Source organism: Nitrobacter sp. TKz-YC02, from assembly GCF_049852135.1.
In the GTDB taxonomy this organism is placed as follows: Bacteria; Pseudomonadota; Alphaproteobacteria; order Rhizobiales; family Xanthobacteraceae; genus Nitrobacter; species Nitrobacter vulgaris.
Genome location: NZ_CP180728.1, coordinates 156,529 through 179,021, shown reverse-complemented (window position 1 = coordinate 179,021; position 22,493 = coordinate 156,529). Strand labels below are relative to the sequence as shown.

Here is a 22,493-nt window from a genome sequence, read left to right as displayed (position 1 = left end):
AACTCCCGGAACGATGTCGCCCGATGTTAATCCGCCTTCTCTCAAAAGCCAACGACGCCCGCAGCGGGCGTCGCTTCTCTTAGCGTCAACTCAATCGCGGCCAGTTAGCCTTGCCAACTGAGGGAGGAAGGTTGGCAACGGCTAACTCATTCCTGTGACATTCACGATGGGTTCGGTCATCGCCAAAGCATCGACCATCAACCCCATCGTTCTCCTGATCAACCAATCGTCACAAGAAATTGGCGACAGCTTTCGTCGAGGATGCCATCGCGGAGCTAAATCCCGCGCGAAGGCTTGTCAGGAACTGGGCGAGGGGCGACGGACCGACGCTCTCGCTCTTGCGACGGGTCTCCAGCCGCTCCATGCTCAAGCTCGACGCTTCAGCCTGATCAGCCAACGACACAGGCGCCTCCTGCACCATCTCTTCGCTACGGTCAGATTCGATCACCGTGGCATATTGGATGACCTTGATCGCCTTGCCCTTGGCGTCGAGGACCGGAATGTACGAGGCCCGGATCCAGACTTCCTTGCCGTCCTTCCCGATGCGCTTGTATTCGGCCGATTGAGCCTCGCCGCGATTGAGCTTGGCCCAGAATTCGCGATAGGCAGAACCTGCACGCTCCGAAGCCTCCACGAAGATGCCGTCATTCTTGCCACGAACGTCGCCGAGGGTGTAACCCATCGCCTTCAGGAACTTGTCGTTAGCAGCGATAATCGTACCGTCCGGTTTGAATGCGGCCATTGCCTGGGCGCGTTCAATGGCGGCAAGCTGATCCGCGTTTTCCAGCGCCTCGAGCTTCCTGGCGGTGATATCGGTCGCGACTTCAATAACCTTCGTGGGTTTGCCCCTCGAATCCAGGACCGGATTATAAGAAGCCTGCAACCAGACGATCTTGCCGTTCTTGCCGATACGCTGATACTCGGCTGACTGTGACTCGCCGCGATTGAGCTTGGCCCAGAATTCGCGATAGGCGGCGCTGGATCGTTCACCGGCCTCCACGAACATGTGATGGTGATTGCCCTGGACCTCGTTGAGGAGAGAGTAGCCAAACGCTTTCAGGAAGTTATCGTTCGCGGTAAGGATCTTTCCATCCATTCCGAATTCGGCGACGGCCTGCGACTTTCCGATGGCCGCAACTTGGCCCTCCAGCTCAGCCGCCTTCAATTTCTGTTTGGTGACGTCAGTCGTGAACGCGACAACCTTGAACGGCTTTCCGGTCTCGTCCACGATCGGATTGTGAGTCGCGAGAATCCAGACTTCTCTTCCACCTTTACCAAACCGCCTGTACTCGGCCGATTGAGTCTCGCCGCGATTGAGCTTGGCCCAGAGTTCGCGATAGGCTGCACCTGACCGCTCCGACAGCTCCACGAACATGCCATCATGCTTCCCCTGCACTTCGCTAAGGGCGAAGCCCATCGCGTTAAGGAAGTTTCTGTTCGCGGTAATGATCGTGCCGTCCAATTTGAATTCGACCACGCCCTGCGCGCGTTCGATGGCGGAAACCTGACCTGCGTTTTCCAGATTCTTGATTCTTTTCTCGGTGATATCGGACGCGAGCGCGATAACTTTTGTCGGATTCCCCCTCGAATCCAGCACCGGAATATAGGACGCCTGAACCCAGACTTCCCGGCCGTGATTGTCGATGCGTTTGTACTCGGCCGATTGGGTCTCGCCCTTATTCAACCTGGCCCAGAAGTCGCGGTATGCGGCGCCGGACCGTTCGTCGGTCTCCACGAACATGCCGTGGTGCTTTCCGCGAACCTCCGCCAGCGTGTAACCGAGTATGCTGAGAAACTTCTCGTTAGCCGTGATGACCGTTCCATCAATACCGAGCTCGATGACGGCTTGAGACTTGCTGATCGCTGCGGCTTTCGCAGCATTTTCTTTCGCGATCGACCATTTTTTGAAGAAAAACATTGATCCTCCCCAGGAGTTAGATCCAAGACTACCAAAGCTCACGACTCGCGGGCGAAGCTTGGTAACTTGATGATGAATGGAACCGGTTAAAACGAGGTTAATTGGTCTTAAATGCTTAAGGGATACCCGTAGCGCCGCGGTGTCAGAGAGCTTAGGCAGCCCCCGGATTTTCCGTTTTTCTTAGCGTTTTCAATAGCGAACGCCTCTAACGCATCGGCTACGACGCAACCGTTGGAAATTTTCTCCGCCTTTGTTGCACCGCGATGGCAGCGACTTGTTTCCTGAAGACGTGCAACATTCATAACCGCCGCCTGCTGCGGCCTCGGTATGCATTGAGTCGCGTGAGTCTGGTCCAGACTCGGCGGTCAGAACGCCATCAAAGACGCCCCCGCAGGCCGTCAGCATGGTGCGCTGCGATCTCGAACACTTCGAGCTGGAACAAAGAACCATCTGGACCAGCGACAAATCCGTTCCGCACGTGATTGTCGCCTATGGTCTGGGCATGTTCCGTCAGCCTGTTGCCGAGGGCCAACTGGAACGCGGACACGGGAAAATTGGAGCGGGCGAAGGGATTCGAACCCTCGACCCCGACCTTGGCAAGGTCGTGCTCTACCCCTGAGCTACACCCGCATCCGAAAACAGGCAGCCGATCGACTGCCGCCGAAGGGCAGAGCTATGCCAAATGCGGCGCGCGAATGCAACAGCCAGATATGAGGTCGTCTGCCCTAAGTCCCCTCCATACTGGATGGCAACCGCGATACCGGAGCCATCGGAGAACCAGGAGGGAACGATGCTCCGCCCGCCAATTGCAATATTTCCGCGCAGGGACCAATTTATGGGTTCGGATCGTGCTAGCAAGGATATGCGAACTTTGGGACGGCGCAGACCGCTCCTTCCGGGGACATCAGGCGAGGATCACGTGACCATAGTCGAGCACGGCAGCGAGCCGCCACAGCAGGCGTCGGATCTGATCAACGAGACGACGACCCAGACCTTCATGAAGGATGTCATCGAGGAATCGATGCGCCAGCCGGTACTGGTCGATTTCTGGGCGCCGTGGTGTGGACCATGCCGCCAATTGACCCCGATCCTGGAAAAGGCGGTGCGCGCCGCCGCTGGCAAGGTCAAGCTGGCGAAGATGAATATCGACCAGCATCCTGCCATTTTTCAGCAGCTTGCGGCACAAACCGGTAATCAGTCGATTCCGGCGGTGTTCGCTTTTACCGGTGGGCGACCGGTGGACTTCTTCATGGGCGTTGTGCCCGAGACCCAGATCAAGAGCTTCATCGACAAGCTGACGCAAGGCGCAGGGGCGGCGCCCGGCACTCCGAATATCGAGGAAATCTTGCAAGAGGCGGAAGCCGCGCTCGCTGCAGGCGACCCGACCACGGCGGCCGAGGTCTATGCCGAGGTTCTCGGTATCGACGCCACCAATCTTCCGGCGATCGCCGGACTTGCGCGTTGTTATGCGACCACCGGCGCGATCGACAAAGCCAAGCAAACACTCGCGCTAGTGCCAGAATCGAAGCGCGGCGACGCCGCGGTGACAACCGTGCAGGCCATGATCGACCTCGCCGAACAGGCGAGTTCACTCGGTCCGGTCGTCGAACTCGAGCAGAAGGTTGCGGCCAACGCGCTCGATCATCAGGCGCGATTCGATCTGGCTACCGCACTGAACGCCGGTGGCCAACGCAGCGAAGCCACCGATCACTTGCTGGAAATCGTCAGGCGCGACCGCAAATGGAACGATGATGCCGCCCGCAGGCAACTCGTGCAATTCTTCGAAGCGTGGGGCGCCGCGGACGAAGCCACCGTCGAGGGACGCAAACGCCTGTCGACGATCCTGTTTTCTTAAGCGGTCCGGTCTCACATTTGCGTCCGTTCAGCGAACGGCCTGCGAATGTAAGACAGGGAAGGACCGCTACAAGCTTTGCCCGTGAGAACATTTTCCGGCTAAGTGGAATCCGGTTAGACGTTAGAAAATGCTCTCACTTAAATAACTTGCGCTTATTCTCATCGCAAAACCGGTATCCACTTTTGCGGAATAGGCGCTAGCCACCGGACTCGTTCATGCCCATCAATGCCGAATACCGCGGACCCGGTGACCTTCCCGAAGTGATACCAGTGTTCCCTCTGCCCGGCGCACTGCTGCTGCCGCGCGGCCAAATGCCGCTCAACATCTTCGAAATGCGCTATCTCGCAATGGTCGACGACGCGCTCCGGGACGGCCATCGCTTGATCGGCATGATCCAGCCCGACATCGCCCATTCTGCGAGCGAGGACAAGCCGGAGCTGTTCCATGTCGGCTGCGTCGGGCGCATCACGCAGTTCGCCGAATCCGGCGACGGCCGTTATATCCTCGAGCTCACCGGCGTCTCGCGTTTCAAGGTCGTGGAAGAGCTGACGGTGTTGACGCCCTATCGCCAGTGCAAGGTCGATTTCTTTGCTTACGCCGATGATCTGACCGCACGCAAAGGCGAGGACGCCGTCGACCGCAAACGGCTGCTCGAGGTGCTGAACGATTTTCTCAAGGTCAACGACTTGAAGGTAGACTGGAGCGACATCGAGAACGCCCCGAACGAGGCACTGGTCAACGCTCTGGCGATGATGTCGCCCTATGGCCCGTTGGAAAAGCAGGCGATGCTGGAGGCAACCGACCTTAAAACCCGCGCGGAAATCTTGATCGCGGTGACCGAAATGGACCTCGCAAAAAAACGCACCAGCGGCGACCCCGGATTGCAGTAGCTAACGAAGCGTCTCAACTGGTGGAGTGGATTGGACATTCGCCACCGACGTGCGGCAAACTCGGCAAGCGAATGTCAGATTCAACCACAACCCCTATGAACCCACCCGCCCGGCTTGATCCTTCGAAGAGACCCGCATGACGCCGCCCCCCTCCGATCGTTCCGAAGATACCGTCGATCCAAAGCTTCTGGAGATTCTGGTCTGCCCGGTGACCAAGGGGCCGCTGGAATTCGACGGCGCGCGGCAGGAGCTGATTTCGCGCTCGGCCCGGTTGGCCTACCCGATCCGCGACGGCATTCCGATCATGCTGCCGGAAGAGGCCAGGAAGATCGAGTGAGGGTAAATCGAGCGAGGATGATGCACGCTTCCGTCGTTTCGACCAGGCGAACGGAGCGAGCGCAGCGCCTGGCTCTTCATTTCTCATCGGAAGAGGCATCGTCCTGACGGCGGCGACGCCACTCGGAGCGCCGCAGCCGTGCTCTCGCGTCATTGCACCATCTCGCCGTGCTGGCTGATGTCGAGACCTTCGCGTTCGTTCTCGCCGCTGACCCGCAGACCGATCACCGCCTTGATGGCAAGCAGGATGATCAGGGTGACGATGGCGTCGTACACGATCGTGGCGAGGATGCCGTAGATCTGGACGATCACCTGATGGGCGTTGCCGTCGATCAGGCCCGTGCCGGCCTTGTTGATGGCGGTGCGGGCGAACACGCCGGTGAGCAGCGCGCCGATGATGCCGCCGACGCCGTGGACGCCGAAGGCGTCGAGGCTGTCGTCATAGCCCATCATGTGCTTGAGGCCGGTGGCGCCCCAGTAGCAGCCGATGCCGGCGACGGCGCCGATGACCAGCGCACCGCACGGATCGACGAAGCCGGAGGCCGGGGTGATGGCGACGAGACCGCCGACCGCGCCAGAGCAGATGCCGAGCGCGCTCGGCTTGCCGCGCAAGCCCCACTCGACGACCATCCAGGCCAGCGCCGCGGCGGCGGTTGCGATCTGGGTCACCGCCATCGCCATGCCGGCCTGTCCGCCCGCCGTCACCGCCGAACCGGCGTTGAAACCGAACCAGCCGACCCACAAGAGCGACGCGCCGATCATGGTCAGCACCAGGTTATGCGGCGCCATGTTCTCGCTGCCGTAACCCTTGCGCTTGCCGAGCACCAGCGCGCAGACGAGGCCCGCGACGCCGGCGTTGATATGGATCACGGTGCCGCCGGCGAAGTCCAGCACGCCGAGACCGCCGAGGAATCCGCCGCCCCAGACCCAGTGCGCGACCGGCGCATAGACCAATAGCGACCACAGGCCCATGAACCACATCATCGCCGAGAACTTCATCCGATCCGCGATCGCGCCGCAGATCAGCGCTGGCGTGATGATCGCGAACGTCATCTGGAAGCACATGAACACCGTTTCCGGGATCGTCGGCGCGGCGGCGGCGATGGAGTCCGTGCCCATGCCCATCAGCAGCATGCGCGAGGCGCTGCCGAGAAAGTTCGTACCCTCGGTGAAGGCCCAGCTATAGCCGATCACCATCCAGAGCACGGTGACGAGGCAGGTGATGGCGAAACTCTGCATCACCGTGGCGAGCACATTCTTCTTGCGCACCATGCCGCCGTAAAACAGTGCGAGGCCGGGGATCGTCATCATCAGCACGAGCGCGGTGGAGGTCAGCATCCACGCGGTGTCGCCCGAATCCAGTTTGGGCGGCGGTGGCGCGGCAGGGGCGGCCGCTGCGGCGCTCTGGGCAAGCGCGACGTCGGCAAATCCCGCAAGGCCGGCTGCGGCGAGTATCGCCGCGATGGCCAGTCCCGCGCGGGCCGGGCGTTCGAACGTCATGTGCTTTACTCCTGATTGAGGAAGGATGAGCGCGAAATCAGATCGCGGCGGCATCGAGATCGCCGGTGCGGATGCGAACCGCATGCTCGAGGTTGATGACGAAGATCTTGCCGTCGCCGATCCTGCCGGTTCGCGCCACCGAGGCGATGGTTTCGACGACCGCATCGACCAGGCCTAAATTGACCGCGACCTTGACCTTGATCTTCGGCAGAAAGCTCACGGTGTATTCGGCGCCGCATAGATTTCCGTATGGCCTTTCTGGCGGCCGTATCCCTTGACTTCCGTCACTGTCAGACCGTGCACGCCGATCGCGGTCAGGGCATCGCGGACCTCTTCGAGCTTGAAGGGCTTGATGATCGGCATAACGATTTTCATGTGTCCGGCCCCCGCCTGGGCCCGGCTGCAACATGCCGGGCGGTCTCGGCTGAGACTCCGCGCCGGGAAGGGTCGCGGCGCAGGCGCAGCCGGAACCAGGGAATCAAATGCTGTGCCAAACCGGCCCAATTGCTTAACGACCTGTGAATTCAAGGTTTTTTGGCTCGGCTGCCACGCGGTGCGACATCGGGCGGAACGCTCCGCTCAAAACCTGACCACATCTGCCCAAAAGAAAGGCAGCGTCCGGCTTTCGGGGATGTTTTGCTCAAGGGGAAGGCATCAGGAGTGCGTTCGAGAGGTTCGAAACACCGGTGCCGATCAGAAAAAGCCCGGTTCTGAAACCAGAACCGATCCAAGGAAAACGCCGTCATATCGAAGTCGTCATGCGGCTATTGCAGCGCCTCGCCGTGCTGGGAAATGTCGAGTCCTTCCAGCTCGTTCTCGCGGGAGACCCGTAGCGCCACGAAAGCGCCGACCAGCTTGAGGAGGCCGTAAGTCACCGCACCCGACCAGAGCAGGGTGACGGCCACGCCATAGAGCTGCAGCAGCAACTGGCGCGGGTTGCCTTCAAGCAGGCCGGGCACGCCGCCGATCGACGAGGTCGCGAACACCCCGAGCAGCAGGGTCCCGGTCATTCCGCCAATGCCGTGGACGCCGAATACGTCGAGCGAATCGTCATAGCGGAAGCGATGCTTGAGGCTAGTGCAGGCCCAGTAGCAGATCAGTCCGGCAAGGATTCCGATGACGATACCTTGCAGGGGCGTGACAAAGCCGGAGGCCGGCGTGATCGTGCCGAGACCCGCAACCGCGCCCGAGATCATGCCGAGTACGGAGGGCTTGCGCCGCGTCGCCCACTCGATGGCTGCCCATGTCAGCGCGCCCGCGCAGGCGGCGAGATGCGTGGCGATAATCGCCATCACCGCGCGCGAATTCGCAGCCAGCGCGGAGCCACCGTTGAATCCGAACCAGCCGACCCACAAAAGCCCCGTGCCCATCACAGCGAGGGACAAATCGTAGGGCGACAAATTGTCCGAACCATAGCCGTGACGGCTACCGAGGACTTTCGCCGCGACCAGCCCCCCTACGCCGGCGCTGAGATGCACCACCAGCCCGCCCGCGAAATCCTGCACGCCGGCAGCGCCGAGGAAGCCGCCGCCCCACACCCAATGCGCAAGCGGAATGTAGACAAAGATAAACCAGCCGATCGAAAACAGCAGATAGGCTGAGAAGCGCATCCGGTCGGCCACCGAGCCCGCCACCAGCGCCACGGTGATGATCGCGAAGGTCATCTGGTAAAGCATGAACAGCGCTTCGGGGATGGTCTTTGCCGCAGGATTGACGGCGTCCATGCTCATACCGGCGAGAAACATGCGGCCGAGCGATCCCAGCCACGGCCCGTCGCCTGTGAACGCCAGCGAGTAACCGAACGCCACCCACAGAATCGAAATCACCGCAACCGCTGCGAGACTTTGCGCCATCGTCGCCAGCACGTTCTTTTTGCGCACCATTCCCGAATAGAACAACGCTAGCCCCGGGATCGTCATCATCAGCACGAAGGCCGTGGCGACGATCATCCATGCTGTGTCGGCGGCGTTCACCGTCGGAGCATCGCTGGCCGCGAGGCTCGGTGTGCCTGTTGTTGCCAAAATTGCAATTGCAAAGACCGTCGTCGCAGCGCGTGCTGCCCAACGCGAAAGTGCCCCCATTGTCGTTCCTCGGTCTTCGCTTCGCTTATTTGCTCAAACAAGACTTATGTCCCGGAGGCGACGCAGCGTTCTTCACACTGCTCCGCAGAGCCGGGACTGTCTCAAGCCTCATCTTCGTTACGGCCCCGACTCAGCAGCGCTGCGCGCAGCATCCGGGGTAACGCGTTCAACATCGTCAGAGCGCGTCACCGTCGGTCTCGCCGGTGCGGATGCGCAGGGCGTGATCAATCGGAATCACGAAGATCTTGCCGTCGCCGATCTGGCCGGTGCGCGCGGCCGCGGTGATGACCTCCACCGCTTTGTCCGCAAGCTCCGACGACACTGCGACCTCGATCCGTAGCTTAGGCAGGAAGTTTACGACATATTCGGCGCCGCGATAGATCTCGGTATGGCCCTTCTGGCGGCCGTAGCCTTTGACCTCGGTCACGGTCATGCCATGCACCCCGATCGCGGTCAGCGCTTGGCGGACCTCGTCGAGCTTGAAAGGTTTAATAACGGCGACGACGAATTTCATGATGGCGCTTCCGCTCAATGGACAATACGTTAGCTGACTTCGCACGATTGAGTCTGACATCTTTCCGTGCAACTCGCACAAAAAACTTGCAGCCTGGACGAAAAACATGCCGAGGGTTTGTCACAGTGTGGAGACCTCGGCACGGACGGGCCGGTTTTTCGCCTGAACCAGGTTCGCGTCGTCGCAACTGACGGAGGTCCGCCGCCAAGGGCCGATGCGCTCTTGGGGAAGTTCATGCCGAACCGTCTATGGTTTTTGCCCCGGGAAATGCGCTGACACCGCTCTAGCGCCGCTCGCGCACCGAGCCTTCCTGCAACACGGATGCGACCAGCGTTCCGTCCTGCCTGAAGATCAGGCCGCGGGCAAGGCCACGGCCGTTCTCGGCGCTCGGCGAATCCTGCGCATAGAGCAGCCACTCGTCGGCGCGGAACGGGCGGTGAAACCACATGGCATGATCGAGCGATGCCGCCATCATGTGCTTGTCGAACAGCGTGCGGCCGTAGCGCGCCATCACCGCATCCAGCAGAGCGAAATCCGACGCATAGGCCAGCGCGCACATGTGCAGCGCCGGGTCGTCGGGTAGACTCGACGCGGTGCGGATCCAGACATGGACACGACCGTCCTCGATCTTCTCGCCGAAGTAGCGGTTGAGTTCGACCGGGCGCAGTTCGATCGGCCGGTCCGATTCATAGTAACGGCGGATGAATTCGGGCACTTCCTTGAACATCGGCTGCTTGACGAATTCCTCCGGCGAGAGGCTCTCCGGCGGCGGCACGTCGGGCATCCGGTCCTGATGATTGAAGGCGCCTTCCTCTTCCGCATGGAACGAGACCATGAGCGAGAAGATGGCGCGGCCATGCTGGATCGCGGTGACGCGCCGCGTCGAGTAACTCTTGCCGTCGCGCAGTCGCTCCACCTGATAGATGATCGGGATCTCGGGGTCGCCCGGTAGAATGAAATAGCAATGCAGCGAATGCGGCAGGCGGCCTTCGACGGTGCGGCAGGCCGCTACCATCGCCTGCGCGATCACCTGCCCGCCGAATACCCGCTGCCAGCCCGTCTTCGGGCTGTTGCCGCGGAATAGGTTTTCCTCGATCGGCTCCAGATCGAGGATCGCGATCAGATCGATCAAACTTTTGGACATCGCGACGCCTTCATCATGAACTCATGCGTTGTCATACCGTTAATCCCGGGTTCGCGGCCTCCAGCGTCCTGGAACGACGACGCGGGCAAAGCGGTTGCTAAAGAAGCAACGTTTGGAAACCCGTTTCGCCCGGCTATACTGCGGCAGCACAGAAGCAAGGCGTACCATGACGACACAACAGAGCATTGTCATCTGCGGCGGCGCTTTCGCGGGACTGGCGCTGGCGCTGGCGCTACGTCAGGGGCTGGGCGCTGGGGTTCCGATCGTGGTCGCCGATCCGGCGCTGGCGAACCGGCCGAGCCGCGATCCGCGCGCCACCGCCATCGTTGCCGCCTGCCGCCGCCTGTTCGAAGCGCTCGGGGTCTGGAACGAAGTCGCCGGCACCGCGCAGCCGATCCTCGATATGGTGGTCACGGATTCCAAGCTCGAGGACGCCACCCGCCCGACATTTCTGACGTTTACCGGCGAGGTCGAGCCGGGCGAACCGTTCGCGCACATGGTCGAGAATCGTTATCTGATCGAGGCACTGGCGTCGCGCGCGGAAGCGGCCGGCGTCGAGTTGCGCGCCACCGCGGTGACAGGAAACGACGTGCGGCCGGGCGGCGTCATGGTCTCGCTGGCCGACGGCTCGACGATTGACGCGAGCCTTCTGGTGGCGGCCGACGGTGCGCGTTCAAGGCTGCGCGAGCGCGCCGGAATCGCCACCCACGGCTGGGAGTATGACCAGTCCGGCATCGTCGTCACCGTCGGCCACGAACGCGACCATCAGGGCCGCGCCGAAGAACATTTTCTCCCCGCCGGGCCGTTCGCGATCCTGCCGCTGACGGGCAAGCGCTCGTCGCTGGTGTGGACCGAGAAGCGTGCCGACGCCGCGCGCATCGTCTTACTTCCGGAAGAAGAATTTCATGACGAGCTGGAGCAGCGCTTCGGTCTGCACCTCGGCGAGATCAAGGCGCTCGACAAGCCGCGCGCGTTTCCGCTTCACTATTTCGTCGCGCGATCGTTCATCGCCGAGCGGCTCGCGCTGGTCGGCGACGCAGCGCATGTGATTCACCCGATCGCGGGTCAGGGCCTCAACCTCGGACTGAAGGATGTCGCCGCGCTGGCGGAAACCATAGTCGACGCTGTCAGGCTCGGCATCGATCCGGGGCAGGCCAGCGTGCTCGAGCGCTATCAGCGCTGGCGGCGCTTTGACACCATGGCGATGGGCTTCGCCACCAACACGCTCAATGTTTTGTTCTCGAACGAGTCGGCGCTGCTGCGCGGCATGCGCGACATCGGCCTCGGTCTGGTCGACCGCATGCCGCCTTTGAAGAACGCCTTCATCCGGCAGGCAGCCGGACTGACCGGCGAAGTGCCGCGGCTGCTAAAGGGCGAGGCGCTTTAGGGGCGGCAAGTCGGTGGTCTCCCGCAGACGCTGGGAGACCTCGCTCCTCGGTATTTGTTATTTCGGGAAGCAAATCCGGTCGCGGTCACGGGCCGCCGCAACGTCATTATGCATTCACAAGAACATAACAAGAAAATCCGCCCTCCCGTCGATGGTTAATCGCGTCTTAACCTCGCCGTACCTATGGTACTCAACTGTCTTTCGTCCGGCTATTGGGTGCGGCCGAACGTCTTGAAAGTGTTGACGCTTAACCGATGGCAACCACCGCTTCATCGCGCGCGGCGCCAGACGCCGTCAGTCCGGCCGAGTCCGCCGCCAGCAGAGCTGCGTCCACGACGCCGAGCGAGCGGTCACCGTTCGCGCGGACGGCGGAGTTGCTTGCGCCCCACGAGCCAGGACAACCCCTGATCACGTTGTCGCTGGGCGAGCCGCAGCACCCGCCGCCCGACTTCGTCGCTCCGATATTGTCTCAATATATCAACGAGTTCCGACGCTATCCGATGGCGCGGGGGATCGAGCCGTTCCGCCGCACGGCCGCAAACTGGCTGTCGAGGCGCTTCGCCCTGCCCCGTGCCGTCGATCCCGAGACCGAGATTCTGGTGCTGAACGGCAGCCGTGAGGGGCTGTTTTTCGCCGCGATCGCCGCCGCCCGCTACGTCGCGCCTCGCGCGGGCGCGCCGGCCATCCTGATGCCGAACCCGTTTTACCCGGCCTATGGCGCGGGCGCACGCGCTGCCCATTGCGAAACCATCTTCCTGCCGACCACGCGCGCCAACGGTTTCCTGCCCGACCTCGATTCCATAGATGAGAGCACGTTGGCGCGGACGGTCGCGATCTATCTCGCCTCCCCCGCCAACCCACAGGGAACGACGGCCTCGCGCGATTACCTCTCGCGCCTGATCGCGCTGGCGCGCCGTCACGGCTTCCTCGTGTTCTCGGACGAATGCTACTCGGAAATCTATACGCGGGACGCGCCGGGCAGCGCGCTGGAATGCGCGGGGCCGGATTTCGCCAATGTCGTCGCGTTCCAGTCGCTGTCGAAACGCTCGAACCTGCCGGGGCTACGGGTCGGTTTCGCGGCCGGCGATGGCAAATTCCTTTCCGCGTTTCATGAATTGCGCAACGTCGCGTCGCCTCAGGTGCCGGTGCCGCTGCAGCATGTCGCGGTGGCGGCCTATGGCGACGAAGCGCATGTCGAGGAGAACCGCCGGCTCTACCGGCTCAAGTTCGACCTCGCCGACCAGATCCTCGGCCATCGCTTCGGCTACAGCCGCCCGGCCGGCGGCTTCTGCATCTGGCTGGATGTCTCCGCTTATGGCGACGACGAGGCCGTGGCCGTCAGGCTCTACAAGGAAGCCGGCATTCGCGTCGTGCCCGGAAGCTATCTGGCGCGTCCGCAAGCCGACGGCTTAAATCCCGGCGCGGGCTATATCCGGCTGGCGCTGGTAGCGGACACTGAAACAACGGCCGAGGCATTGCATCGGCTGGTGAAAACTCTCGATTAATCGCGGGATCCCATGAGCATGGCAGCGATCGAACGCCTTTTCCCCATCGTCGATCATATACCGCCGTCGATCCGCGAGCCGCTTGGCCGGCGCTTGCGCGAACTCACCGGGCTCGGAATGATCGCATTGTCCGGTGCGGCTGCGGCCGCGCTGATGACGTGGTCGGTACAGGACCCGAGCCTCAGCCACGCCACCTCGCGCGCGATCCACAACGTCCTCGGCTATCCCGGCGCGATCGGCGCAGATCTTCTGATGCAGATTCTCGGTCTCGGCGCGATCATGCTGATCCTGCCGGTGGCGATCTGGGGGTGGCGGATGCTGACCCATCGCCCGTTCGATCGCGAAGCCACACGTCTCGGCTGCTGGATTCTTTGCACCATAACCGCCGCCGGATTCGCAAGTTGCTGGCCTCACAACGGCGCATGGCCGCTGCCCACCGGTCTCGGCGGCGTGGTCGGCGACGCGCTGGTGCGGGCGCCCGCGATTCTGTTCGGCCCGGCGAGCGTGCTGCAGAGCATCGTGCTCGGCGCGATCTTCCTGCCGGTCATGGCCGCGACATTCCTTTGGGCCAGCGGAATCAGATCGCGGCCCGCCGACGAGTCGCGCGAAATCGAGGACGACCGGCCGTTTGATGAGGGCAGCGACCACGCCTCGGTCTCGCTGGGCTGGGCGGTTCACGCGATGATGAGCGCGAAGGCGCGATTCAAGCGCCTCAGGCTCGGGGCACTGCTCACGCTGGCCTATAAGTCGCTGGTGTCGAGCGCGCCGCAGAAATCGGGGGCGCTGGCGTTCGAGCGTCAGGAACCGAACCTCGGCGGCGGACATATCGCTCCCTCCCTGGCGCCGGCCCGGAGCGACCTTGACGATGACCTTGACGACGACGACGAAGACGAAGCGGACGACGAGGAGGAGAGCGATGATGCGCCGTTTGTCAGCGCGCCGCGCCGGAAGGCCGCTCCCCATCAGCCAGCGAAGAAACTCGGCAAGTTCGAATTGCCTTCGGTCAACGTTCTGAGTGCGCCGCGCGCCTCCGATCGCCAGCCGCTCAGCAAGTCCGAACTGGAAACCAATTCGCGGGCGCTGGAAGGCGTGCTTGGCGACTTTGGCGTGCGCGGCGAGATCGTGAAAGCCAATCCCGGACCGGTGGTGACGCTGTATGAACTCGAGCCCGCGCCCGGCATCAAGTCGTCACGCGTCATCGGCCTTGCCGACGATATCGCGCGTTCCATGAGCGCGCTGTCGGCGCGCGTCGCGGTGGTCGCCGGCCGCAACGCCATCGGCATCGAGCTGCCGAACGCGCATCGCGAAAAAGTTTACTTGCGCGAATTGCTCACCGCGAGGGAGGCAACCGACTCGGTCGCCAAGCTGCCGCTCTGCCTCGGCAAGACCATCGGCGGCGATCCGGTCATCATCGATCTCGCGCGCACCCCGCATATGCTGATCGCCGGCACCACCGGCTCCGGCAAATCGGTCGCAATCAACACCATGATTCTCAGCCTGCTGTACCGGCTGCGGCCCGATCAGTGCCGTCTCATCATGGTCGATCCAAAGATGCTCGAACTCTCGGTCTATGACGGCATCCCGCATCTGCTGACACCGGTGGTGACCGATCCGAAGAAGGCGGTGGTCGCGCTGAAATGGGCCGTGCGCGAGATGGAAGAGCGCTACAAGAAGATGGCCAAGCTCGGCGTGCGCAATATCGACGGCTACAATACCCGCCTCGTCGAGGCGAAGGCCAAGGGCGAGGAACTGACGCGCACGGTGCACACCGGCTTCGACAAGGAAACCGGCAAGGCGATCTACGAGGCAGAGAAGCTCGAATTCGAGCCGCTGCCTTTCATCGTCATCATCGTGGATGAAATGGCCGACCTGATGATGGTCGCGGGCAAGGATATCGAAGGCGCGGTCCAGCGTCTTGCGCAGATGGCGCGCGCGGCCGGCCTCCACGTCATCCTCGCGACGCAGCGTCCGTCGGTCGACGTCATCACCGGCACCATCAAGGCCAATTTCCCGACCCGCATCGCCTTCCAGGTGACGTCCAAGATCGACAGCCGCACCATTCTCGGCGAGATGGGCGCCGAGCAACTGCTCGGCCAGGGCGACATGCTCTACATGGCCGGCGGTGGCCGCATCTCGCGCGTGCACGGGCCGTTCGCATCCGACGAAGAAGTCGAGAAGGTGGTTCGCCATCTCAAAACGCAAGGCGCTCCCGAATATCTCGAGGCGGTCACGGCCGAAGAGCCCGCCGAGGGCGATGACGGCGCGGTGTTCGACGGCACGAGCATGGGCGGCGACGGCGGGGGCGATCTGTTCTCGCAAGCGGTCGCAATCGTGAAGCGCGACCGCAAGGCTTCGACCAGCTATATCCAGCGCCGTCTCCAGATCGGGTACAACCGCGCCGCTTCGCTAATGGAGCGCATGGAACTCGAAGGCATCGTCGGGCAGGCCAATCACGCAGGAAAGCGCGAAATCCTGATCGAGGAAGAAGAAGGCCACTTCTGATCCATGACGGTATGACGATGATCGAGTTTCCGGAGCCGCGAAATCGCCACAGCGACGCGCGAGACCCGTCCGGAAAAGCGATATCCGCGGCAGCGCGAATCGCTTGGAGCATGTTTCTTTTGGATGGAATCAGAAGCCTGTCATGCCCGGCATTATGCCGGGTATCCACGTCTTTGGAATTTCAACGAAAAAAGACGTGGATGACCGGGACAAGCCCGGTCATGACGGAGCAGGGTGTTTCCGTCAAAATGCAAACCGCTCTAGAAAAGCACACCTTGAGCGGACAGGACGAAACATTGAGCAGAGACGTGACACATTCATCCGCGGCCAGTCGTCCGATCCGCGCGCGCCTCGGCGTGGTCCGGCTCGCGGCGGCGCTGACCATGGGTCTTCTTGTTCCGCCTACCCTCGCCGAGGCCGTTCCGCTCCCGCAACCGGCCCCTGAGGCCCGCAACGGGGCTCCCGCGGCGATGGTGGTGCAGACGGCCCAGCCGGAGGTTACCGGAACCACGCGGCCACCGGACCCGATCATTCCCGATCCGCGCCGCAATGTACCGGCCAATATTTTTGCAACTTTCAGCGGGGATCAGAAAGCGGCGGCGGCACGAGTCAGTGCCTATCTATCATCGCTGCGGACGCTTGCCGGAAATTTCGTGCAGGTCGGCCCTGATGGCAGCCGATCAACCGGCGAATTTTACATCCAGAAGCCGGGCAAAGTACGGTTCGAATACGACCCTCCGTCACCGATCGCGATGATTTCCGACGGCTCGTCGCTCGTTGTTCGTGACACCAAGCTCGCGACCCAGGATGTGTACCCGCTGGCGCAAACGCCGCTGCGCTATCTGCTGTCGGACCGCATCGACCTGATGAGGGATACCAACGTCGTCGCCGTGACGTCGGACGATCTCTACATCAGCGTCACCATCGAAGAGAAGCAGGCGCTGGTCGGCACCTCCCGTCTCATGCTGATGGTCGGCGTCAAGGACGGCAAGCTCAAGCAGTGGACCATAACCGATCCGCAGGGCTACGACACCACGGTGGCGATCTACAATCTCAATGCCACGGCGAAGCTCGATCCCGCTCTGTTTAAGATCGATTATACCAATTATCCGACCTCGACGAACAACTGAGACGCTACCACGCACAGGGGTCTCACGCGGTCGACGTCTTCACTGAAATCATGCATCTCACCTTCACCACCTGGAATATCAATTCGGTGCGGCTACGCATCGATTTGGTCGCCAAGTTTCTGAAAGCGCAACGGCCGGACGTGTTGTGCCTGCAGGAGACCAAGTGCCCCGATGACGCCTTTCCGCTGAAACGCTTCCGCCGACTCGGCTATGAGCACGTCGCGCTCAACGGGCAGAAGGGATATCACGGGGTGGCGGTGGTCTCGAAGCTGCCATTTGACGCCAGCAACATCCGCACGTTCTGCGACAAGATCGACTCCCGCCACGTCAGTGTGATCTTCGGCGACCAGGCGGGTCTCGCCGCGCCGCTGGTGCTACATAACTTCTATGTGCCTGCGGGTGGCGACATTCCCGATCCCGTGCTCAATCCGAAGTTCGCCCACAAGCTGCAATTTCTCGACGAGATGAAAGCCTGTGCGCCGCTGCATCCGGGCAACGGCGACCGGCATGTGCTGGTCGGCGATCTCAATGTCGCGCCACATGAGAACGACGTCTGGTCGCACAGGCAACTCCTGAAAATCGTCTCGCATACGCCCATCGAATGCGAGAAGCTGCTCGGCGTGCAGAATCACGGCAACTGGATCGACATCGCTCGCGCGCGGATTCCGATGTCGGAGAAAGTCTATACGTGGTGGAGCTATCGCGCCGCCGACTGGGTTGCCGCCAACCGCGGCCGCAGACTCGACCATATCTGGGTCTCCGAAGCGCTGCGCGGCGGAATACGAGATTTCCGCATCACCCGCGACGCCCGAGGCTGGCAGCGTCCATCCGATCATGTGCCGGTGACGGCGGTGATCGAGGTGTGAGTACCGACGCCACGATGGCAGCCGCACCTCCTTCAGCCGGATCGGCTGATACGATCCGGTCTCTCCTCGTGGGAGAAACATGCCCTAACTACTCAGTTTCGCCGATGCCATCAGGATGTCGCTGGTCGTTTGCCGGGTGCGGTTGGCGAGTTCGTCGCGAAGGCGGTGGGCGGCGGCGGGATAGCTGTCAAGCACGCGCAAAAACAGGGTGCGTGAAACGCGGATCACCATCGAGTATTCCCGCGCGATCGCGGTGGCCTGCCGCGATATCGGGACGATCAAAGCGAGTTCCCCGATCAGCGTGCCGCACTCGGCGACGACTTCCCGATCGTGGCCGTCCGGGACGTGGATGCGAAAGCTGCCTTCCTGAACGACGTACCCCCCATCCGCCTCGTCACCGGCGCGAAACAGGATCGAGCCGCTGGCGAACTGCTGCTGTTCGGCGCCGATGGCAAGCACGCGCAAAGCCTCGGCGCCCAGCAAGCGCAGGGTCGGGACGCGCTCAAGCAGGACAACGTCATCGTCGATCGACATGCTAAACCGGTCGGCTCCGGATCACCCAAAAGCTGTTTTGACGGGAGCTGATACGAGTCGTCAACCTATAGCGTTTTTGGACGAAGTGGATACCGGCTCGCGGAAAGAAACGCCTCGAAACTACCATAGAGTCTCGCTTCTGATTCCATCAGAATCAGGGCACCAGCTTGTAGCCACCCGCTTCGGTCACCAGAATCTCCGGATTGGCAGCGTCATTCTCGATCTTCTGGCGCAACCGGTAAATGTGAGTTTCCAGGGTGTGCGTGGTAACTCCGGAGTTGTATCCCCAGACCTCCTGCAACAAGGTCTCGCGTGACACCGGAATCTGCCCGGCCCGGTAGAGGAAGCGCAAAATCGCCGTTTCCTTCTCGGTCAGCCGTACCTTCTTGGCATTGGCGGTCGTCAGCATTTTGGCGCCGGGCCGGAAACTATAGGGTCCGACCGAAAATACCGCGTCCTCGCTGGCCTCATGCTGACGCAACTGCGCGCGGATGCGCGCCAGCAGCACCGCAAAGCGGAACGGTTTGGCGATATAGTCATTGGCGCCGGACTCAAGGCCCAGAATCGTATCCGAATCGGTGTCGTGACCGGTCAGCATGATGATCGGCGCCTTGAAGCCGCCCTTGCGCAAACTGCGCACCACTTCGCGACCATCCGTGTCGGGCAGGCCGACGTCCATCAGCACGAGATCGGGCGAATGGGCTTTGGCCGCGCTGGCGCCCTTCGCGCCGGTATCAACGGCGGACGCCTCGAATTCCTCATGCAACGACAGTTGCTCGACCAGCGTATCGCGCAGATCGTTATCGTCGTCCACGATCAGGATTTTGCGGGCGTTGGCCATCTATGCAATCCTCCTGGCGGCTGAAACACCCGGCGGGCGCGCCAGCTACCTTCATCAGGTATTTAAGTCCCGATTCGTCGGGCGCATGAATTTTGTAGCGATTCATCGCTCAAACAGAGTCTACCCCAGACTGGGGAGAATTTGGATGAATGTTCCCTGTCATGACATGCAGGATCGGCGTTTCGGCTGAGGGAATGCGCAAGCCTTCCTCTTTCCATGTAAAGCTAAGACTTTTCAATGCCTTGTACGACACATTCCTGTGATCGACCGCTTGCGACGATCCACGTTCGGGCCGCCGCCGGGCGACCGCAGCAAGGCTGGCTGATCGCGGAAGGGCGGACAATTGCGGTGGCGCTTGGCCGCGGCGGTATCCGGGCCAACAAACGCGAGGGCGATGGCGGCACCCCAAAGGGAATTTTTCGGCCCATACGGGTGTGGTGGCGACCCGATCGGCATCCACGGCCACAAACATTTCTGCCGGTTCGCGCGATCACACCCGCTGATGCCTGGTGTGAGGATCCGGCCGACCGGCGCTACAACCGGCCGATTCGGCTGACGCAGAGCGCAACCGGCGACCGGCTGACGCGCGAGGATCATCTCTACGACTTCATCATCGAAATCGATCACAACACCCGCCCCCGTATCGCAGGGCGCGGCAGCGCTGTGTTCCTGCATCTGGCGCGCGACAACTTTGGCCCGACCGCCGGATGCGTGGCGATGACGCAACCTGCCATGCTGCGGCTGTTGCGGCGGATCGGCCCACTCACGAAAATCATGATCGGGTGAAGCTGAAGAGCTTTCCTTCTCCCTTGCGGGAGCCGAGACGAACGAAGCTCGCTCTTGGGGCGATGCACTTTGCGGCTGGCAGTTGGAAGCGCACGTCGGTATCACATGCAGATGCTCCGAGCCGCGCACTCGATCTTCGACACGGAAGCGTTGCGTACCCGGTTGTCCGGCCTGTTCGAGGGCCTGTCCGGTTTTGAGGCCTGCCGCTTCTTCCGCTCGTTCGTCAACGACACCTATCAGCTCGAAGCCGGCGGTCGGCTCTACTACCTCAGGGTCTATCAGGCCGGCTGGCGGACCTTGGCGCAGGCTCGGTCAGAGATGGCGCTCATCGAGGCCGTCGCGGCGCGTGGGGCACACGTCGCTAGGCCTGTCGCCCTACACGACGGCAACGGCTTCGTCCTCGAGCTGGAGGCACCCGAAGCACTGCGGCCAGCGGTCCTCTTCGAGGAGGCGCCCGGCGCCGACCTCGTCTTCCACGGAGCGGGGGGCCCGAAGAACGCCGACCTTTATGGGCGGGTGGCAGCCGGGCTGCACTTGGCCCTGGACGGTCTACCGGCCTTTTCCGACCGCCCCGGCTGGTTGGGGCCCGACGTGCTCGACCGTCCGCTGCAGGTGATCGGTGCCCTCCTGGCCCCCGAGTCTCGCGCCACCTTCGAGCAGACCGTGCGACGCTTGCACGACCTGATCGCCTCGACGCCTGGGCTCACGATGGCCATGTGCCACGGCGACCTCAACACCTCGAACCTGCATTTCGACGGCGAAACAGCCACGGTGCTGGATTTCGACTGCGCTGCCTGGGGCTGGCGCGCCAACGACATCTCTGGCTTCGCCCGAGGCGTGACCTTGTTCCGCTACCCTGGCGACGAGGCCACGAACTTGATCTCAAGTTTCCTGCGTGGATATCAGGACGTTAGGCGCATTCCCGAGGTTGACTACGAAGCCTTGCCGGCCTTCCTGCTGACCCAACGCATCTGGCTGACCGCAGTACACTTGGAGGGCCGCCACCGGTGGGGTCTCAGCAGCTTCGGCCCGGCGTATCTGCAACGCTTCTGCGAGTGGCTGGCGGCGTGGTCGCCCATCCTCGACAAAAGGCCCGGCTGGCTGGCGGCTCGCATCTGACCCATCTTTGGGATCGGCCTTGAGCCGACAAGCTGCGCCTTAGGGTGCCTGAGCGAAGCGAAAGCAGGTGAGAGGTGATTGTCTTCGTATCCACGACCCCTCATCCGGCATGGACGTCCATGCCACCTTCTCCCGCAAGGGGAGAAGGAAAACTACCGCGTCCCGAAGATCGCGGAGCCCACCCTCACATGCGTCGCGCCGAGCGAAATCGCTATGGCGAAATCCGCGCTCATCCCCATCGACAACTGCGTGAGTCCGTTGCGCTTGGCGATCTTGGCGGCAAGCGCGAAATGCGGCGCCGGCGCATCATCCATCGGCGGAATGCACATCAAGCCTGAGATCGTGAGACCATAAGTGTCGCGACAGCGCGCGATGAAGTCGTCGGCATCCGCTGGCGCGACGCCGGCCTTCTGCGGCTCCTCGCCGGTGTTGATCTGCACGAACAGATCCGGCCGCCGGTTCTGAGTCTTGATCTCTTTTCCCAACGCCTCGCAAAGGCTCGGGCGGTCGACCGAATGGATGGCATCGAACAGGGCCACGGCGTCCTTCGCCTTGTTGGACTGCAGCGGGCCGATCAGATGCAGCGCGAGACCGGGATGCGCCACTATCAAGGCAGGCCACTTCCCCTTGGCTTCCTGCACGCGGTTCTCCCCGAACACGCGCTGGCCGGCTGCGATCACCGGCGTAATCGCGCCGACATCGAAGGTTTTTGACACCGCCACCAACGTCACCGAGGAGCGTTCGCGTTGCGCGTCCCGGCACGCACGAACAATCCCGGCTTCCACGGAAGCAAAACCATCGATCGGCGCCGCCTCATCAGTGGTCATTGTCGCGCCGGAATAGCAAGACCGCGCAGCACCGCCGGCCGCGCCAGACCCCGCTGCAGCCAGCCTCCGACATGACGAAGACGATCGAACCCGACGAGATCGCGCGCATCGTAAAATCCGATCAGGTTGCGCACCCAGCCGAGCATCGAGATATCCGCGATGGTGTAGTCGTCTCCCGCAAACCACCGATGCGTCGCCAGATGCGCGTCCATCACGCCGAGCAGCCGCTTCGATTCCGTTACATAGCGGTCGCGCGGCCGCTTGTCCTGAAAATCCTTGCCTGCGAATTTATGGAAGAATCCCACCTGTCCGAACATCGGCCCGACGCCGCCCATCTGGAAGTGCAGCCACTGGAGGGTCTGCCAGCGCAGCGCCGGATCGGCTGGCAGAAACTGTCCGGTCTTCTCGGCAAGGTATTGCAGGATGGCGCCCGACTCGAACAATGCGAGCGGCTTGCCGCCGGGCCCATCGGGATCGAGGATCGCGGGAATCTTGCCGTTGGGATTGAGTGAGAGAAATTCACGACTCCTCTGTTCATCCCTGCCGAAATCGACGAAATGCGGCTCATAGGGCAACCCGGTTTCTTCCAGCATGATCGAGACCTTCACCCCGTTGGGCGTCGGCACCGAATAGAGCTGCAGACGCTCCGGGTGGGCCGCCGGCCAGCGGCGGGTGATCGAAAAAGCGGAAAGGTCGGCCATCGTCACTCCGGAAGGCGGGAAACGTTCCCCGCTTACACCGCAAAACCACACCGCTTG

General features: G+C 62.2%; 19 protein-coding genes, 1 tRNA gene and 1 pseudogene. 10 read left to right on the top strand and 11 right to left on the bottom strand.

The window, feature by feature from the left end:
• Positions 1-229: 229 nt before the first annotated feature.
• Both ACM561_RS00855 and ACM561_RS00850 read right to left on the bottom strand, forming a co-directional pair.
• Positions 230-1,918, bottom strand: coding sequence for a PAS domain-containing protein (locus ACM561_RS00855; RefSeq protein ID WP_425907336.1), 1,689 nt, complete (start codon positions 1,916-1,918; stop codon positions 230-232).
• A gap of 555 nt (positions 1,919-2,473) precedes the next feature.
• Positions 2,474-2,548 (bottom strand) — tRNA-Gly (locus ACM561_RS00850).
• 289 nt (positions 2,549-2,837) lie between these two features.
• On the opposite strand from ACM561_RS00850, the gene ACM561_RS00845 reads away from it, so the two are divergent.
• The 3 genes from ACM561_RS00845 (at position 2,838) to ACM561_RS00835 (ending at position 5,000) form a co-directional block, all read left to right on the top strand.
• A complete protein-coding gene (locus ACM561_RS00845; RefSeq protein WP_425907335.1) occupies positions 2,838-3,773 on the top strand; it encodes a tetratricopeptide repeat protein in 936 nt (311 codons plus the stop codon).
• A 215-nt stretch (positions 3,774-3,988) separates the two neighbouring features.
• Positions 3,989-4,663, top strand: coding sequence for an LON peptidase substrate-binding domain-containing protein (locus ACM561_RS00840; protein ID WP_425907333.1), 675 nt, complete (start codon positions 3,989-3,991; stop codon positions 4,661-4,663).
• Between the two features lie 136 nt (positions 4,664-4,799).
• Positions 4,800-5,000 (top strand): Trm112 family protein, encoded by a 201-nt coding sequence (locus ACM561_RS00835; protein ID WP_425907331.1) that lies wholly within the window; start codon positions 4,800-4,802, stop codon positions 4,998-5,000.
• 149 nt (positions 5,001-5,149) lie between these two features.
• Here the strand turns inward: ACM561_RS00835 and ACM561_RS00830 are convergent, their stop codons facing one another.
• The 5 genes and pseudogenes from ACM561_RS00830 to tesB form a co-directional block, all read right to left on the bottom strand.
• Positions 5,150-6,499, bottom strand: coding sequence for an ammonium transporter (locus ACM561_RS00830; RefSeq protein ID WP_425907329.1), 1,350 nt, complete (start codon positions 6,497-6,499; stop codon positions 5,150-5,152).
• A 37-nt stretch (positions 6,500-6,536) separates the two neighbouring features.
• Positions 6,537-6,874 (bottom strand): annotated as a pseudogene (locus ACM561_RS00825) (P-II family nitrogen regulator).
• A gap of 389 nt (positions 6,875-7,263) precedes the next feature.
• Positions 7,264-8,580, bottom strand: coding sequence for an ammonium transporter (locus ACM561_RS00820; RefSeq protein WP_425907327.1), 1,317 nt, complete (start codon positions 8,578-8,580; stop codon positions 7,264-7,266).
• Positions 8,581-8,755: 175 nt separating this feature from the next.
• Complete coding sequence (locus tag ACM561_RS00815) at positions 8,756-9,094, bottom strand: P-II family nitrogen regulator (RefSeq protein WP_425907325.1); 339 nt, start codon at positions 9,092-9,094, stop codon at positions 8,756-8,758.
• 283 nt (positions 9,095-9,377) lie between these two features.
• Positions 9,378-10,238: an acyl-CoA thioesterase II gene (tesB, locus tag ACM561_RS00810; RefSeq protein WP_425907323.1), complete on the bottom strand. Its 861-nt coding sequence runs from the start codon at positions 10,236-10,238 to the stop codon at positions 9,378-9,380.
• A 166-nt stretch (positions 10,239-10,404) separates the two neighbouring features.
• On the opposite strand from tesB, the gene ACM561_RS00805 reads away from it, so the two are divergent.
• From ACM561_RS00805 to ACM561_RS00785, 5 genes are all read left to right on the top strand, one after another.
• Positions 10,405-11,625: a ubiquinone biosynthesis hydroxylase gene (locus tag ACM561_RS00805; RefSeq protein WP_425907321.1), complete on the top strand. Its 1,221-nt coding sequence runs from the start codon at positions 10,405-10,407 to the stop codon at positions 11,623-11,625.
• A 254-nt stretch (positions 11,626-11,879) separates the two neighbouring features.
• Positions 11,880-13,130: an aminotransferase class I/II-fold pyridoxal phosphate-dependent enzyme gene (locus ACM561_RS00800; RefSeq protein ID WP_425907319.1), complete on the top strand. Its 1,251-nt coding sequence runs from the start codon at positions 11,880-11,882 to the stop codon at positions 13,128-13,130.
• Between the two features lie 12 nt (positions 13,131-13,142).
• Positions 13,143-15,632, top strand: coding sequence for a DNA translocase FtsK (locus tag ACM561_RS00795; protein ID WP_425907317.1), 2,490 nt, complete (start codon positions 13,143-13,145; stop codon positions 15,630-15,632).
• 383 nt (positions 15,633-16,015) lie between these two features.
• Positions 16,016-16,762: an outer membrane lipoprotein carrier protein LolA gene (locus ACM561_RS00790; protein ID WP_425909851.1), complete on the top strand. Its 747-nt coding sequence runs from the start codon at positions 16,016-16,018 to the stop codon at positions 16,760-16,762.
• 50 nt (positions 16,763-16,812) lie between these two features.
• Positions 16,813-17,628, top strand: coding sequence for an exodeoxyribonuclease III (locus tag ACM561_RS00785; RefSeq protein WP_425907315.1), 816 nt, complete (start codon positions 16,813-16,815; stop codon positions 17,626-17,628).
• 84 nt (positions 17,629-17,712) lie between these two features.
• On the opposite strand, the gene ACM561_RS00780 is transcribed toward ACM561_RS00785, so the two are convergent.
• Positions 17,713-18,162, bottom strand: a complete 450-nt coding sequence (locus ACM561_RS00780) for a cyclic nucleotide-binding domain-containing protein (protein ID WP_079445150.1) — start codon at positions 18,160-18,162, stop codon at positions 17,713-17,715.
• A 154-nt stretch (positions 18,163-18,316) separates the two neighbouring features.
• The gene (locus ACM561_RS00775) at positions 18,317-19,003 is read right to left on the bottom strand and encodes a response regulator transcription factor (protein ID WP_079445151.1); all 687 of its coding nucleotides are present in this window, start codon (positions 19,001-19,003) and stop codon (positions 18,317-18,319) included.
• A gap of 237 nt (positions 19,004-19,240) precedes the next feature.
• On the opposite strand from ACM561_RS00775, the gene ACM561_RS00770 reads away from it, so the two are divergent.
• Together ACM561_RS00770 and ACM561_RS00765 are read left to right on the top strand one after the other, a co-directional pair.
• Positions 19,241-19,789, top strand: coding sequence for a L,D-transpeptidase family protein (locus tag ACM561_RS00770; RefSeq protein ID WP_425907313.1), 549 nt, complete (start codon positions 19,241-19,243; stop codon positions 19,787-19,789).
• 105 nt (positions 19,790-19,894) lie between these two features.
• Complete coding sequence (locus tag ACM561_RS00765; RefSeq protein WP_425907312.1) at positions 19,895-20,908, top strand: phosphotransferase enzyme family protein; 1,014 nt, start codon at positions 19,895-19,897, stop codon at positions 20,906-20,908.
• A gap of 152 nt (positions 20,909-21,060) precedes the next feature.
• Here the strand turns inward: ACM561_RS00765 and ACM561_RS00760 are convergent, their stop codons facing one another.
• Both ACM561_RS00760 and ACM561_RS00755 read right to left on the bottom strand, forming a co-directional pair.
• Positions 21,061-21,735, bottom strand: coding sequence for a YggS family pyridoxal phosphate-dependent enzyme (locus tag ACM561_RS00760; protein WP_425907310.1), 675 nt, complete (start codon positions 21,733-21,735; stop codon positions 21,061-21,063).
• Positions 21,732-22,436, bottom strand: coding sequence for a glutathione S-transferase N-terminal domain-containing protein (locus ACM561_RS00755; RefSeq protein WP_425907309.1), 705 nt, complete (start codon positions 22,434-22,436; stop codon positions 21,732-21,734). Before ACM561_RS00755 ends, ACM561_RS00760 begins: the two co-directional genes overlap by 4 nt.
• Positions 22,437-22,493: the final 57 nt, after the last annotated feature.

Excerpts from the sequence above, each read along its gene's own strand:
- ACM561_RS00800 (WP_425907319.1), top strand. The coding sequence starts at position 11,880 with ATGGCAACCACCGCTTCATCGCGCGCGGCGCCAGACGCCGTCAGTCCG.
- ACM561_RS00780 (WP_079445150.1), bottom strand. The coding sequence starts at position 18,162 with ATGTCGATCGACGATGACGTTGTCCTGCTTGAGCGCGTCCCGACCCTG.
- ACM561_RS00795 (WP_425907317.1), top strand. The coding sequence starts at position 13,143 with ATGAGCATGGCAGCGATCGAACGCCTTTTCCCCATCGTCGATCATATA.
- ACM561_RS00755 (WP_425907309.1), bottom strand. The coding sequence starts at position 22,436 with ATGGCCGACCTTTCCGCTTTTTCGATCACCCGCCGCTGGCCGGCGGCC.
- ACM561_RS00830 (WP_425907329.1), bottom strand. The coding sequence starts at position 6,499 with ATGACGTTCGAACGCCCGGCCCGCGCGGGACTGGCCATCGCGGCGATA.
- ACM561_RS00790 (WP_425909851.1), top strand. The coding sequence starts at position 16,016 with ATGGGTCTTCTTGTTCCGCCTACCCTCGCCGAGGCCGTTCCGCTCCCG.
- ACM561_RS00835 (WP_425907331.1), top strand. The coding sequence starts at position 4,800 with ATGACGCCGCCCCCCTCCGATCGTTCCGAAGATACCGTCGATCCAAAG.
- ACM561_RS00820 (WP_425907327.1), bottom strand. The coding sequence starts at position 8,580 with ATGGGGGCACTTTCGCGTTGGGCAGCACGCGCTGCGACGACGGTCTTT.
- ACM561_RS00785 (WP_425907315.1), top strand. The coding sequence starts at position 16,813 with ATGCATCTCACCTTCACCACCTGGAATATCAATTCGGTGCGGCTACGC.
- ACM561_RS00840 (WP_425907333.1), top strand. The coding sequence starts at position 3,989 with ATGCCCATCAATGCCGAATACCGCGGACCCGGTGACCTTCCCGAAGTG.
- ACM561_RS00765 (WP_425907312.1), top strand. The coding sequence starts at position 19,895 with ATGCAGATGCTCCGAGCCGCGCACTCGATCTTCGACACGGAAGCGTTG.
- ACM561_RS00770 (WP_425907313.1), top strand. The coding sequence starts at position 19,241 with ATGCCTTGTACGACACATTCCTGTGATCGACCGCTTGCGACGATCCAC.
- ACM561_RS00805 (WP_425907321.1), top strand. The coding sequence starts at position 10,405 with ATGACGACACAACAGAGCATTGTCATCTGCGGCGGCGCTTTCGCGGGA.
- ACM561_RS00775 (WP_079445151.1), bottom strand. The coding sequence starts at position 19,003 with ATGGCCAACGCCCGCAAAATCCTGATCGTGGACGACGATAACGATCTG.
- tesB (WP_425907323.1), bottom strand. The coding sequence starts at position 10,238 with ATGTCCAAAAGTTTGATCGATCTGATCGCGATCCTCGATCTGGAGCCG.
- ACM561_RS00855 (WP_425907336.1), bottom strand. The coding sequence starts at position 1,918 with ATGTTTTTCTTCAAAAAATGGTCGATCGCGAAAGAAAATGCTGCGAAA.
- ACM561_RS00815 (WP_425907325.1), bottom strand. The coding sequence starts at position 9,094 with ATGAAATTCGTCGTCGCCGTTATTAAACCTTTCAAGCTCGACGAGGTC.
- ACM561_RS00760 (WP_425907310.1), bottom strand. The coding sequence starts at position 21,735 with ATGACCACTGATGAGGCGGCGCCGATCGATGGTTTTGCTTCCGTGGAA.